The organism is Selenomonas sp. AB3002, from assembly GCF_000702545.1.
Classification (GTDB): Bacteria; Bacillota; Negativicutes; order Selenomonadales; family Selenomonadaceae; genus Selenomonas_B; species Selenomonas_B ruminantium_A.
Genome location: NZ_JNIO01000008.1, coordinates 232,469 through 246,247, shown reverse-complemented (window position 1 = coordinate 246,247; position 13,779 = coordinate 232,469). Strand labels below are relative to the sequence as shown.

Genomic DNA, 13,779 nt, shown 5'->3' with positions numbered 1-13,779 from the left:
ATCTTCTTAAAGCTATTTATATTCTTCGCTCATAGCCGTAATTCCTGCTAAACTAAAAATGCTCTATCCCCAGGAAACGGTGATGGAAGTCTTTGAGATGACGAACTTTGACCGCATCATCCACATTGTGGAGGGTTCAAAAACCTGACCCTTTCCATCATAACGAGTACAAGAGGTCCCTCGCTTCTATAAGTGAGGGCGGCAAAATACAACAATTTTGAGCGCAAGGAATCAGGCGGTCTGCCAATCGCCTTTTTCCTTGCGCTCTTTTATTTTATGATGCCATGAACAAACTGCATGGCGGCAGGGAAATGGGGCGCAGACAGGATTTTACTTCATCAAAGTCGAATATGTGGGCATGATACAGCTTTTGAGGTTTGCTATGCAAGGAGGATTTTACTTCATCAAAGTCGAATATGTGGGCGTGATACAGCTTTTGAGGTTTGCTATGCAAGGAGAATGATAGACATGAAATTTGACTTCAAAAAGAAACTTATGGCAGCTGTTTTGGCCGGTACGGTGGCAATCGGCGCAGGGATGGGGGCCTCGTCTGCTTATGCTGCTAGGGCAGACCGGGAGAGCATTGCCCAGGTGGCGCTCTTGCAGTCTCTGGCGCAGGGATACTTCGGCGGCACGGTTACGGCCGGGCAGCTCCGCACCTTTGGCGATACGGGGATTGGAACTTTCGAGGGGCTAAACGGCGAGATGATCGTGCTAGACGGCACTGTTTATCAGGCCTTGGGGGATGGGCGCGTGATTGTGTGCCCCGACGAAACGATTATCCCCTTTTCCAATGTGACTTTTTTTGATAAGGATATTGCCGTCAAGCTGGAAAATGTCAAGGATAAGGCGGCTTTGGAGAACGCCTTGAACGAGGCTGTTCGGCAGCACGGCGCCAACAGCTTTTACATGGTGAAACTCCCCGCCGAATTCTCCTCTATCCTGTTTCGCAGCGAATACGGCAGCCAGGAACCTTATCCCACCCTGGTAGAGGCGCTGAAAGGCAAGCAGACGGAGTTTACCGAGCAAAACATCAAGGGCACCTTGGTGGGCCTGTACTGCCCCAGCTATATGGGAGAACTCAACTCTGTCGGCTGGCATTTCCATTTCCTTTCGGCTGACAAAAAGAAGGGCGGACATATCCTGGAGCTTTCTCTGCAAAACGCCACGGCATATCTTGACCAGACGGACAAGTTCACCCTGATCCTGCATGATGACAAGAAGTTCCATGAACTCAATCTGGCCAAGGACATGAAGGAAGACATCAGAAGCGCAGAGCAGGATACCAAGGGAAAATTGCAGGGAGATAATTGAAAACAGGTGGATTTTCCCTGGGATAATTCTCTGCCGCTTTGACGGTGTGAAGGCTGAAGGTTGGAGGAACGAATGATGCACAGGAAAAACTGACGAAAAGATTGCTTTGCGGCCTGCTGACAGGCTGGCTGCTCTTGTCCGGGGCCCGGCCCCTGGCGAGGCTGCAGAGGTGACCGGCACCTTTGACTCCCGGGTGTATCAAAGCCGGCTCGATACATACGCCACCTGAAGGTGAGGAGTCCTTTGAAATGGAGGAAGGGTGTGTACATGGAGATTGAACGGCAATTCTTGGTAGAAAGGGTGGAGAGAAGTGGCTTGGAAAAAAGCAATGACGGGTCTTTTGCTCGCAGGGTTGATGGCGTCTCCTGCGGCAGCATTTGCGGAAGCAATTCCCCTCAGGGGGATCGTGGAGGGTTTTTACGGGACTCCCTGGACAACGACCGACCGCATGGACATCCTCGGATTTTGCGGGGAACATGGGCTCAATGCCTACATCTACGCCCCCAAAGATGATCCGTACCATCGAGATAAGTGGAGAGAGCCCTATCCGAAAAAGAAACTGAAAGAGCTTGCCTCACTGGTGGAAAAAGCACGGGAAAACCGGGTGAAGTTTATCTTTGCCGTATCACCGGGACTGGACTTCCATTATACGATTCTTCGCGGACAGCACGACAAGAAGGTGCTGCTGGAAAAACTTGAGTCCGTTTATGCGATCGGCGTGCGGGATTTTGCCATCTTTTTTGATGACATTGATCTCAAGGAATCCGATGGCAAAGGGCAGGCAGAGCTTCTGAACTGGCTTGATGAGCATTTCGTCAAGCGGCATGATGGAGTTTCGCCTCTTATTACGGTGCCGACGGAGTATTATCGGGAGAATATGGTGGACAAAGGCGGCCGGGTGAAACCCTATACCGAGGAGTTTTCCCAAAACATCCGCAAGGACGTTTTGGTGTTGTATACCGGGGATGGCGTTGTTTGCCCCGGGATATCGGAAGAGCAGCTTGCACAGGCAGACAATGTCTACGGAAGACATCTCGGCATCTGGTGGAACTACCCCGTGACGGACTATATGGAGCAGAAACTCGCTTTGGGGCCTGTGGAGCGTCTTCCCCGAAGCTCAGAAATCCCGGCGATTTTTTTCAATCCCATGAAATATGAGGAACTCTCAAAAATCGCCCTAGCGACCGGTGCCGACTACGCAAATGACCCAGATCATTATGAGCCGCAAGCCTCCTGGGAACGAGCAATTAAGGCTCAATACGGCAAACTGTCCGAGGATATGATGTGTTTTGCCGGACAGTCCCAACACCTCGAAAACAGTTGGGCAAACGTCGGAAGACCGGACGGGGGGAAGTTGCGCGCCGCAATGGACGCCCTATGGAAATCTTGGCCGGAAGGGGCATCCGCAGACAAGGATTGGGATGATGTGCAAAAACAGATTTCGGAATTGCAGCAGGCTTCCCGGCGATTGCTGCAGGAACTCCCGGAAAATCAACTCAGCGAATGCCGTCCGCAGCTGCAGCAGATGGAGCGGATTGCCAAGGCGGATCAAATCGCGCTTCATCTGATGAAAAGCATCCGTGATGGTGATGGGAAAGAGGCAAAAAAACAGCTTTCTGCCTTGAAAAAAAGACACCGTGCCATACTGAAAGCGGAAAAAAAGGCATTGATTTCCGATAAGGCGGCAAAAGCATTTCTGGATGAGGTCATAAAATACGCGGACAGTGTATACGAGAACGGAAAAAAATAACGCACAGAAGAAATCTTTTGAAAAACGCGGCCATGCCCTAGATATGTTCCAGGGCATGGCCGATTCTCATCTAAACGTCATTTTCCAAGTCACGGATTTTTTGGGCTGGGACTCCAGCCACCAATGAATTATTCGGCACATCTTTAGTGACGACAGCCCCAGCCGCGATAACCACGTTATTCCCAATAGTAAGCCCCGGCATAATCGTCACATTACCGCCAATCCACACATCATTGCCTATACGAATAGGCTTTGCTATGGCACAGTGCATACGACGCTTTGCCGGGGACAACGGGTGCCCCACTGTGGCAATAAGCGTATGCGGTCCTATCATCACATTATCTCCGATTCGTACTTCTCTATTGTCGAGGATAGTCACATTATAATTGGCAAAGAAATTGTTCCCGACATGAATGTTTCCCCCATTGTCGCAATGAAAGGTGGGAAGAACCACCGGGCTTTTTCCCGCACTTCCGAAAAGTTCCCGAATTGCAGCCTCCCTTGCCGCCGTTTCTGTCATGTCTATGCCGTTGAGCTTCTGGCACCCCTTGACAGCACGGAACTTTCGTCCGCGCACTTCCCGCTCCGTGAAATCGTATTCAAGCCCCGCATCCAGTTTTTCCGCTTCTGTCACAAAAATCCCTCCTAATCCATCGATTCCAGTAAAAACTTATCGAGCAAAAGCCTTCATCTCTCCTTTCGCTCATAGAGAAGATACGGCTTGCTTTTTTCGATAAATGATGCTACATCGCGGCGCCACATGTAACGTATTTCTCGGGCGCTCTTACCGGCGCGAATGGCCTCACGGACATAGGGAATGCCATGCTCCGGAGTGTAGAGAACCGTCACATGCTCCCCATTCCTCAGGAGCAATTCCAGAAGGTGTTCGCCTTTCACCATGGCTGAATGATTGGCAAAGAGAGCAATACGCTTGCCATCCAGCAAAGGCATGTATTCATCCGTGCGCTCATCCCCAAGAACAATGGCTTCTGCCGCCGCAGCCGGAGAGCAATGAGCGAATATGAGGATCGCTGCTGCGAGAAACACCAGCAGCATGCCTCGGCAGTCTATATTTTTCTTTTTCATCAATGTCTGCCACTCCATTTCGCCGCATACGCGGTGCGTTGCCCATCCATAATATCGGCGAGCAGAGCGTTCATACTCCCAAGAACCTCACCCCCAGCATGGTGATGTCGTCGGACTGCTCCGCCTCCCCAACGTGGGCTGCCATGTCCTCACGCACACAGGCCAGGATTTCCTTCACATTCTTTTCCTTGCAAGCGTTCAGCGTTTCGCAAAGCCGCCTTTCCGAATACTGTTTCCCTTGGGCATCCATCGCCTCCGTCACCCCGTCCGTGTATAGGAAGAGCATATCCCCCGGCGCCAGGGTCAAACGGTGCTCGAGGTAGACCTCATCTTCCACCGCCCCCAGCATGCTGCTCTTTTGCTCCATGCGCAGATAGGTAAACTCTCCCCCATGGCACAGGAGGGGCGGATTGTGGCCGGCGTTCACGTAGGCAAGCTCCCCCGTTTCAAGATCCAGCACCCCGAAGAACACCGTCACGAACATCATCTCATCATTGTCCTCGCAAAGCTGCCTGTTAGCCAGGTTCATGACAGCGTCATAACCCATTGCCCCGACACCTGTCAGGGCAATGTTTTTGAGGATGGTCTTGCTGCACATCATGAACAGGGCCGCAGGTATGCCCTTGTCGGACACATCGGCAATGGTAACGGCCAGATGCTGTTCGTCCAGCAGGTAGAAGTCATAAAAATCCCCGCCCACTATCTTGGCAGCCTCCATGGTGGCGAAAAGCTCAAAGCGGTTGCTGTCCGAAGCTTGGGGAAACACCCTCGGCAGCAGCCCTTCCTGAATTTCCTGCGCCAGGGAAAGCTCCGTCGCGATGCTCTGCTTTTCCGCCGCAGCTGCGGAAACAGCTGCCATGTATTCCTTGAGGTCTGCCGTCATGCGGTTGACGGAGTCCGAAAACGCCTCGATCTCGTCCCCCGTCCGAATCTCAAGCCTATGGTCGAGATTGCCCTCTGCTATGGTTTTGACGCCATCCGTCAGCGCAAGGACGGGCCTTGAAAATCGCTTGGCCTCCATCCTGCTGAGCAGTGCCAGGATTGCCAGAATCACGGGCAGCAGCAGCGCCATTTCCCACAGCTTGTCCCGGAAAAAGGCATCCATTGCCGAGGCAAAGGCTTCCTTCTGCGCCTCCACCCTGCTTCGTGCCTCCCTTGCCGCAGATGCGGTCTGTGCCTCCTTGACCAGCGTGACAAATTTCCAGCCTACAGAAGGAAGCGGCACAGAAGCAAGATAATAGTTTTCTCCGTTCAGGCTTGTCTTGACTGCCTGGCTCTTGCTGCTGAGCACGCTGCGTGCCGCTGCCGCAAGCATGGCTTCCCGGTCTTGGGGGGAATCCTGTCTGCCGGAGAGGGAGGAAAGCATCACATCGCCTTTGCCATTGACGGCAAAACTGATGCCGGATCCACCCCTGGTGCTATTCACGATGAACTCGTACATGGACTGGACGCTGAGGCTGATGGTCGCTACTCCGGCAAATCCCTCTCCATCGCGATATGGCATGGAAATCGAAAGGAACGGCAAGCCTCTGTTCTTGTCCACAAAGGCATCGCTGATGGCAAGCTTGCCCGTTCCGGCAGCGTCCCGATACCAGGGAGCATCTTTCGGAACGTAACCAGCAAGAAATTCCGGGCTGAATTCCACATATTCCCGGTACCTGGGCGAGATATTGACGGTGATATAATATCCCTTTTCCGAAGCCACGGCAAACCATCCTTCACATCCCTCCGCCGCATAGAATCCTGCCGTGTTCTCCAAAATATCGGCAATGCCGGAGGCGATGCCGATTTCGCCCCGAAGCGCGTTTTCTGCCTCCTGGCTGCGTATCTCCGGCGAGTAGTAGATGCACGCTTCTCCCGGCATGACCGGCTGGGTTCCCGCACGTTTCAGCTCTCTTGGCCTGTACTGTCCCGCAGCGGACAGGAGCCGCTCCATTTCCATGGCGATATGCTGCGTATCTGCCCCAAAAGTACGAAGCTCGGAATCCATGAACTGCGCCTTGCCCTGAGCGAAAAGGAGCAGCTGCTGCTTGGCAAAATAGGCATCCATGCCCGCTATGGTGGTTTCGACGGCAGTTCCCATATCCCTGCCGTTTTGTACCGCTTTTTGATTGGCATCGTACAGGCTCCAAAGGAAAACAGCGCTCAAGGCAAGGAAAGAGAGAAGCCCTGCCGATAACAAATACAGCAAAAAGCGGCGATAGATATTCATCTTCTTCAGCACTGATTGATCCACTCCCACTCACCCCAGGAAACGGATGGCCAGCATCGTGAGGTCATCCCGCTGCCCGGCGCCTCCCACATGACGGTCGATATCTGCCTGCACAGAAGCAAGCAGCTTTTCCATGCTGATATCCGCCGTACCTGTGCGGCACAGGGTTTCCTGCAGACGTTTTTTTGTATAGGGGCTTCCGTCCGCGCCCATGGCCCCGGCTACTCCCTCCGTGCAGAGAAACAGCAGGTCGCCCGGGTGCAGCCTCAGCCGCTTTTCCGCATATTCCGCCTCTTCGAAGATGCCTACAACGTATTTCTTTCCCTCATCCCGGAGCGGCTGCCATTCGGTATTTCCTGCCGATGCGCGCCCAAGGAAGGGCGGAGTGTGGCCTCCATTCACGCAGATGAGCTCCCCCGTCGCCAGGTTCAGCACAGCGAAGAAAACGGTCATGAACATCGTGTAATCGTTGTTCTCGCATATCTGGCAGTTCACCCGGCTCATGACCTTCGCCCAATCAGCTTTGCCCGGGCCGCGTTCCATCGCTGCCGCCAGGGCATCGTTTTTCAGCATGGCCTTTGCCGCCACCATGAACAGGGCTGCCGGAACGCCCTTTCCGGATACCCCCGCCACCGTCAGCGCCATGTGCTCATCATCTATCATATAAAAGTCGTAAAAATTCCCGCCCACTTCTTCGGCAGCCTTCATGCTGGCCGAAAGGTCATAGTGGGGATTGCCCGAGAACTTTGGGAAAATCTTTGGCAGCATGCTTTCCTGGATGCCCTGCGCCAGAGAAAGCTCCGTAGCGACCCGCTGCTTCTCCGCCGTGACCGTCTCCAGGTTTGCCGCATGTTCCTTGAGCTTTGCCGCCATGCCATGGATGGCATCCGCAAGCATCTCGATTTCATCGCCGGTTTTTATGTCTATCTTCTTGTCAAAGTTTCCCTTGGCAATCTCCCCTACGCCCTCTGCCAATGCCAAAAAGGGACGGGCGAAATGCTGTGCTGCAAGGCGGCTTTTATAGACAAACAGGGCGCACATGACCATGAGAACAGGGATGATTTTCAAAAGGTTCGCTATGAACAGCGAGCGCATGGATTCGTCGAAGCCCTCCGCCCGTGCCGACAGCTCGCTTTCCATGTCCGTCACTGGCTCCAGCACCTCCGACTTTTTCAGCATGGTGCCGAGACTCCAGCCTTCGGAGGGTATGGGGGCATAGGCAAGATAATATTCCTCCCCATCGAGTTCCACCAGGGCCGTGCCGCTTGCCCCCTTTGCCATGTCCGCTGCCGCCCGTGCCAGGCCCTCGTCCGATGCCTTGCACAGATTCCGCCGGCCATCGCCGACGGCCAGCGCTCCCTCCTTCTCCGAGGAGAACAAGATTTCCCCTTTGGAAGTGAGGGCAAAATTGATGTTCGACCGGCCAAGGGTGGTATCTGAAACAATGTCATACAGCGCATCCAGACTTATGTCAATCCCAGCAACCCCGGCCAGGCCATTTGCATCGTAATACGGGGCGGAGCAGGTGATTTCCGGGAAGCCATCCACCGCCATGTACACATCGGTGAACCCCGGTGCTCTGGTCTCGACAACGCGCTGATACCACGGGCGCTGCCTGGGATTGTAATCATCGCCGTATGTGACCAAAGGAGCATATTCTTCACCCTCCGCCAGCATCATCATGCCAATGAAATGGCCATATTTCGAGGCATAATATATGGATGTCTGGTAGCCAGCATAAAAATACCCCATCTCTTCCAATGTATCGACGCCATTGGCAGAGAGGAGGACGGCTTCTCTGGCTTCCTCGCTGCCGCAATCCTCCCTGACTGCGGGGGTGACAAGAAGGTATGCCCGGCCGGAGGCCATAAGTTCTGGGGTATACATGGGGAGCTGCCTTGGCTTATGCCTCTCCGGATGGGTCAGGATGCTTGTCATGGCATCGGCCATGTACTGGGTGTCCTCACGGAGAACCTCCAGAGCCAGTTCCACCTGCTGCGCCTTATCGGCTGCAGTCTTTTCGAGCAGCTCCCGCGTTCGACTCATCGCCATGTCCTCTGCAAAGGCCAGGGAGGCTTCCGAAAGATGTGCACCGTCCTCTTGCGTATTCTCCCATATCGCCCAAAAACCGCGAAGGAAAAGCAAGCCGATGAAAAAAAGTGCCAGGAATGCCACTGCCAGAAACGTGAGCAGCATGCGTCTGCCGATATCCATTTTCCCCGTCTTCATCAATGTCAGCCACTCCATTCCGCCGCATACGCGGTGCGTTGCCCATCCATAATATCGGCGAGCAGAGCGTTCATACTCCCAAGAACCTCACCCCCAGCATGGTGATGTCATCGGACTGCTCCGCGTCTTGCACAAATTCCTTCATATCTGCCCGGAGTGTCAAAATAATATCCTCGGAGGATTTTCCACCTTGAGCGATCCGGGTCAAAACCTCATGCAGACGGCGTTCGGAATATTGCTCCTGCTTTTCGTTCATGGCCTCGGTCACGCCGTCCGTGTAGAGATAAAGCATATCTCCCGGCGAAAGGGTGAGCCTCACGGTATCATATTCCGATTCTTCGATTGCCCCCAGCATATTGTTCCTCTTTTCCTGCCGCAGATACTCCCAAACCATTCTTTCGCCCAGGCCATGCCCCCAAAGGGGAGGATTGTGCCCGCCGTTCACATATGAAAATTCTCCCGTTTCCAAATCCAGCACCCCGAAGAACACCGTCACAAACTGCATCTCGTCGTTGTCCTCGCACAGCTGGTTGTTGGCCTGGGCCACAACCAGCCCCCAGTCGGTTTCTGCGCCGGCTGCCAGGCGCCTGGCTGACAGTGCGCCGTTTTTGAGGATGGTCTTGGCTCTAGCCATAAAAAGCGCGGCGGCTACGCCTTTGTCGGATACATCTGCAATGGTAATGGCAAAATGATTCTCATCCAGAAAATAAAAATCGTAAAAATCTCCCCCCACCGACTTGGCCGCTTCCATGGAGGCGAAGATGTCAAAGGCTGTATGTCTGGGAAAGACATGGGGAAGCATCCCCACCTGTATGCCTTTGGCTGTGTCCAGTTCCGCTTGGATGCGTTCCTCCTCGGCAGTGATTTTCTTCAATTTCTCTATATAGGCTTTGAGCTCGACGGTCATGGAGTTGACAGCATCCGCCACTTCCTCGATTTCATCCCCGGTAGCAATCTCAATCCTATGGTCAAAATCTCCTGTGGCGATGGAGTTGATGCCATTGCGAAGATTCAGCAACGGTCTGACCAGGCGGTCGGAGAGCCTCCTTCCCCCGTACAATCCCCAAGCGGCCAGCAGCAGGATTATCAGCGCGAACCACAGGTTGCGCTGCCCCATGGTCGCTTCCAGTTCCTGAATATGTTCATTCGTAAGAGCGAGGATTTGCTGACGGTTCTTTTCGGCCAGAACCTCCACCGTCGGCATGGGAATAACGGCCCCCACAGACCAGCCCATACCCTTTACCGGCACATAGGCAAAGGTATAGCCCTTGCCGTCTTGCTCAAAGCTGACAACGCCCTTGGCCCCGTTTCTCATTTCATCCACGGCATCCATAAAAACAGTGTTTTCAATCTTGGGAAAGTCCGCTGACCTTACTGCCTGGGAGGAAAAATCCGCCAAAAATTCATCCTGGCTGCCTTCCTCATATTGGCAGAAGATAACCTTCCCCCGCTCATCCAGCAAAAAATTGATGCCGTCCTGATTGGCCTCTATGATGGTGTCCAGGTCATCCCGCATGAGCTTTGACAGCTCCTCCAGTCCCATGCCAAAGCCTATGACGCCCATGACCTCCCCGTCCTTGCTGTATGGCTCTGTGCAGGCTATGGCTGCTTCGATTTTCCTGCCCTGGGTACGATATACGGGAGTGAAAGCAAGCTCTCCCTTTTCCATGGCGGCACGGTACCAGGCGCTTTGTCTGAATTCCAGATTGAGAGGAGAGGCTCCCACATCAGCCTTCATGAGAAAACCGGATTTTGCCCCCAGCACGCCGGTCTGATGAGCTCCCCGCTGCACCGCCCGTTCAGAAAAAGCAATCAGGAAATCCTGGATGTTTGAAGTCACGGCAATCTCTTCTTGGAGGGAGGCAGGATCTATCCCCGGAGCATAGGTGATGAAGGAAAATACCCTATCGCCGTATTCCTCTATAGGTATGTTCTCATCGAGGACCTGCTCCGGCCTAGCCGCCGGTACGGGTGTTCTCTTATAGCCCTCCGGGTCTGCCAGGATACGCTCCATCTCAAGTTTCAGTAGGTGAACGTCACGGCGGACATCGGTGGTGAATTCGTCAATGCCGGCGGCAGTCTGCTCAACAAGGGTGAGCAGTTCATTCCGCCGCATGGAGACAATGGTATCGGAGCTGTTGTGGATGGAGCTGTTGCTGATTTCTTTGGCATAATGGGTGGCGAAATCCCTGCCCCAGGCCATGCCGTAGAGCGCTGCCGCAAAAGCGAGCATGAGAATCACACCCGCAAAGCCAATCAGCACCAGGGATACGCGTGTCCTGATGGATACCTTCATGAATCCTCCCCTTCCGCAAGGGACGCTTCGTCGTCGCCGGAACTTAGGGATGAACCCCCGAGGACTTTCAGCATAAGGGAAAGAATATTGGCCTTTTTCCCTTGAAAGTCGCGGTAGTCGTACTCCATCCTATCAAAGTATTTCCGCACGAAGTAAATGCCGAAGCCCCCTTCCTCCATCTCCTCCACGGGCAGGCCCTCTTCATGCCGCATATCCTTGGCTAGGGGATTGAAGGGATGGCCGTGGTCGGCGAAATCCAGCCGGAAAAAATCGCCTTCCAGCCCAGCTCTGATCCAGATAGGGCCGTGCCCCTCATAGGCATAATCTACGATATTGCCCAGCATTTCCTCGACGCCCAGCGTCAGCCTGGTTTCCTGGGTCTTGGGGATTCCGGCTTTTTGGGCAGCAGACATGATGTCCTCCAGCATGCTGACGTACATTTCATCGGTTGCCTCATATTGCTTCCAGTCACCGCTCGGCCGCATTTCATCGTCCCCTTCACAAATCGTCCCGGGTATCGCGCATATGCAAAAGCGTTGCCATATTGCTGTCCTCCAGCACGCTTTTCACATCCCCCGCTGCCCCCACTGCCGTAAACTCCTTGCCTTCCTTCTTCGCCTTTTTGAGCAGCCTCAAGAACACCCGGATGCCGGCGCTGGACAAATAGTCCACACCGCTCAGGTCAATGGCTGTCCGCGCCTCCCTGGACACGACTTCCTCCCCCTTTTGATAAACCCCGTCGGCAGTAAGGCGATTCACCTGTCCCTGCACGCCCAGGATGAACCATCCGTTTGCCAATTTTTCTTCTTTGTAGGCAACTTCATTTCTCATAGCACTCAAACTCCTTCACAAAACTCCGTGCGAAACTTCGGTCAGTTGTTCCTTTTCGCGAGCTGGCAAGACGTTGCACCGTCTTCCCCTCTGTCTATTGCTAAAGTTAAATACTCTTCGTTTATACCAATGAGAAGATTTTGCGAGGTCAGCTCGCTCAGGCAAATATCTATCGCTTCCGGCGTGGCATCCAAAGAGGCGGCGAGCTTTTTGCGGGATATGGGCGCACGGCAAAGAAGGCAGATTTCCTTGGCCAGTCCCGTCAGCACATGGCGCGGTTTCTTGTGGCACTCCCGCAAATCAGTTATCTCAATGGCTCCGTCAGCCAAGCGCATCTCCAGGCGATCAGCAAATCCTCCGCCGGAAGAGAGAAGCTTCCACCTGCGAATCCGATTCTCCAGCTCGTCATAGAGTGGCTGCAGGGGAGATGCTTTGCCGAGTTCGGCAGTGTTTTCATATGTGTAGGCGATGTCTCTGATGTACTCGTCATCATCCGGCGCGAGGAAATCATACCACCGGGCCGGGATCAGCTGCAGGCCATATTGCTCCGGATGCGTGCAATAGATGCTGTTCTTGTGATATACGAGAGGCGAGAAGCTTCCCGGGGGCTGCAAGTGGGTGAGGAGGGGCAACAGATTGATGAGCTCCTCATAGTCGGCCCTTGTCTCACCGGGGAAACCGTACAGGAGATTCCAGAAAAGATACACGCCAAAACGGCGCGCATATTTCAGCAGGGCGATATGGCGGATGGCCGTATTCCCCTTGCCCATCAATTGCAGTATATGGTCGGAGAAGCTCTCGATGCCGGGCTGCAGCTTCGTGAAACCGATTTCTGCCAGAGATTTTATTTCCTCCTCCGTCAGATTGGATTTTATCTCGGTGAACTGGCACGGCTGACCGGAGCCGGAGGCATCTATAGGCAAGGGGTGATGCTCCACAAGGCGGGGCAGTTCTTTCTGCGCCTCACGGCTCATGATGCTATCCGTGAAAGCAATCGTATGCTGTCCGTATAGTTCCCGGATTTCCCTCATTTCCCAGGCGATACGCTCCGGGCGTTTCCGGCGATAGCGGTTCATGCTGCCGTTCAGCCCGCAGAAGGTGCAGGGATGCTTCTCTCCCCACCAGCAGCCGCGGGAACCTTCGAGATAAAGAAGCACATTGTCCTCCGAGGCCAGAATGGAAGCGTGGAACTTTGCCAGCTCAGGGAAAGAATCATTCCACGAAGCAAAGAAATCATGGTAATCCGGAAGCGGCAGACTGTCCAGATCCCGGGTCAGACGATGGGGCCATTTGCCGTCCCTCGGCAGGTTGCTGCCCTGGCGCAGCACCCCGTAGGGCAGAGGGAACTCCCCTCCCGCCAGCGCCCCCCTCACCACCTCGGCTATGATCTCATCAGCCTCGCCGAAAAAGACGAAATCAACGAAGGGGAAATGCCGCAGGGTTCTCCCCCCTGCGCTGCCCATGCAGTTCGGGCCGCCCATGGCGGTGGCAATCTCCGGACGGCGTTCCTTCAGCCGCCGCAGGAGGGCAAGAGCAGCATTGTGCTGCTGGAACATGGAGCAGGCTCCCACAAAACGCGGGTTCATGGCGAGAATGCGTTCTGCAGTCTCCTCCAGCCAGACCTTTGCCACCCGGATGGAGTCATAAAGAATCTGCCGGTTTTCCTCTGCCGAAAAGGCGGGGTGGCTGGCACCGCTGGCCAGCCACCCCGCCAGATCATCCAGGTTCCGGCGGGGTGCAATGCCCGCAAGGGGTGCGAACACGGCATCTGCCACATCAAAATAGTCTGCCAGCGTCATGAGCTTTCGCCTGAGGGGCATTCCCAAAAGGCGGTGAAAGCCCATGTTGGCATAGTCCACCCGGCAGGGAATCCCTTCCCGCAAGAGGCATGCCTGCAAAAGTCCCAGGGCCAATGAGGGGGAAATATCATTCGAAAACGGAGGCATGACCAAGCAGACCGATGTATCCTTGCGCAAATCCACCACTCCCTGTCCCACAAACATAAAGCCCCCAAGGATGAGGGGCTTTATGTTCCAGTATGTTGTTTCGGCCATCAGCAAG

At 54.3% G+C, this 13,779-nt stretch carries 10 protein-coding genes; 2 read left to right on the top strand and 8 right to left on the bottom strand.

From position 1 onward, the window contains the following. Nucleotides 1–468 precede the first annotated feature (468 nt). Nucleotides 469–1,314 carry an acetolactate decarboxylase gene (gene budA / locus P159_RS0108650; RefSeq protein ID WP_029543249.1) on the top strand — a complete coding sequence of 282 codons (846 nt, stop codon included), beginning with the start codon at nt 469–471 and terminating at the stop codon, nt 1,312–1,314. A 310-nt stretch (nt 1,315–1,624) separates the two neighbouring features. Continuing rightward, entirely contained in the window at nt 1,625–3,064 is a 1,440-nt protein-coding gene (locus tag P159_RS0108640; RefSeq protein ID WP_185753681.1) for a protein O-GlcNAcase, read from the top strand. 70 nt (nt 3,065–3,134) lie between these two features. Here P159_RS0108640 and P159_RS0108635 read toward each other — a convergent pair whose 3' ends face one another. From P159_RS0108635 to P159_RS0108600, 8 genes are all read right to left on the bottom strand, one after another. Then, entirely contained in the window at nt 3,135–3,698 is a 564-nt protein-coding gene (locus P159_RS0108635) for a sugar O-acetyltransferase (protein WP_318253548.1), read from the bottom strand. Nucleotides 3,699–3,751: 53 nt separating this feature from the next. Then, the gene (locus P159_RS0108630; RefSeq protein WP_029543240.1) at nt 3,752–4,150 is read right to left on the bottom strand and encodes a hypothetical protein; all 399 of its coding nucleotides are present in this window, start codon (nt 4,148–4,150) and stop codon (nt 3,752–3,754) included. Nucleotides 4,151–4,220: 70 nt separating this feature from the next. Beyond that, complete coding sequence (locus tag P159_RS19380) at nt 4,221–6,374, bottom strand: SpoIIE family protein phosphatase (RefSeq protein ID WP_029543239.1); 2,154 nt, start codon at nt 6,372–6,374, stop codon at nt 4,221–4,223. A gap of 18 nt (nt 6,375–6,392) precedes the next feature. After that, nucleotides 6,393–8,591 carry a SpoIIE family protein phosphatase gene (locus P159_RS0108620; RefSeq protein ID WP_029543238.1) on the bottom strand — a complete coding sequence of 733 codons (2,199 nt, stop codon included), beginning with the start codon at nt 8,589–8,591 and terminating at the stop codon, nt 6,393–6,395. Between the two features lie 70 nt (nt 8,592–8,661). Next, a complete protein-coding gene (locus tag P159_RS19375) occupies nt 8,662–10,887 on the bottom strand; it encodes a SpoIIE family protein phosphatase (RefSeq protein ID WP_051650260.1) in 2,226 nt (741 codons plus the stop codon). After that, complete coding sequence (locus tag P159_RS19370) at nt 10,884–11,372, bottom strand: ATP-binding protein (protein WP_051650259.1); 489 nt, start codon at nt 11,370–11,372, stop codon at nt 10,884–10,886. The genes P159_RS19375 and P159_RS19370 overlap by 4 nt, the downstream gene beginning before the upstream one ends. A 13-nt stretch (nt 11,373–11,385) precedes the next feature. Further along, nucleotides 11,386–11,718 carry an STAS domain-containing protein gene (locus P159_RS0108605; RefSeq protein ID WP_029543230.1) on the bottom strand — a complete coding sequence of 111 codons (333 nt, stop codon included), beginning with the start codon at nt 11,716–11,718 and terminating at the stop codon, nt 11,386–11,388. 41 nt (nt 11,719–11,759) lie between these two features. Further along, the gene (locus P159_RS0108600) at nt 11,760–13,772 is read right to left on the bottom strand and encodes a RiPP maturation radical SAM C-methyltransferase (RefSeq protein ID WP_029543228.1); all 2,013 of its coding nucleotides are present in this window, start codon (nt 13,770–13,772) and stop codon (nt 11,760–11,762) included. Between the last annotated feature and the right edge of the window lie 7 nt (nt 13,773–13,779).

Coding starts and splice junctions, on each gene's coding strand:
- budA (WP_029543249.1), top strand. CDS start 469: ATGAAATTTGACTTCAAAAAGAAACTTATGGCAGCTGTTTTGGCCGGT.
- P159_RS19370 (WP_051650259.1), bottom strand. CDS start 11,372: ATGCGGCCGAGCGGTGACTGGAAGCAATATGAGGCAACCGATGAAATG.
- P159_RS0108605 (WP_029543230.1), bottom strand. CDS start 11,718: ATGAGAAATGAAGTTGCCTACAAAGAAGAAAAATTGGCAAACGGATGG.
- P159_RS0108620 (WP_029543238.1), bottom strand. CDS start 8,591: ATGAAGACGGGGAAAATGGATATCGGCAGACGCATGCTGCTCACGTTT.
- P159_RS0108630 (WP_029543240.1), bottom strand. CDS start 4,150: ATGAAAAAGAAAAATATAGACTGCCGAGGCATGCTGCTGGTGTTTCTC.
- P159_RS19375 (WP_051650260.1), bottom strand. CDS start 10,887: ATGAAGGTATCCATCAGGACACGCGTATCCCTGGTGCTGATTGGCTTT.
- P159_RS0108600 (WP_029543228.1), bottom strand. CDS start 13,772: ATGGCCGAAACAACATACTGGAACATAAAGCCCCTCATCCTTGGGGGC.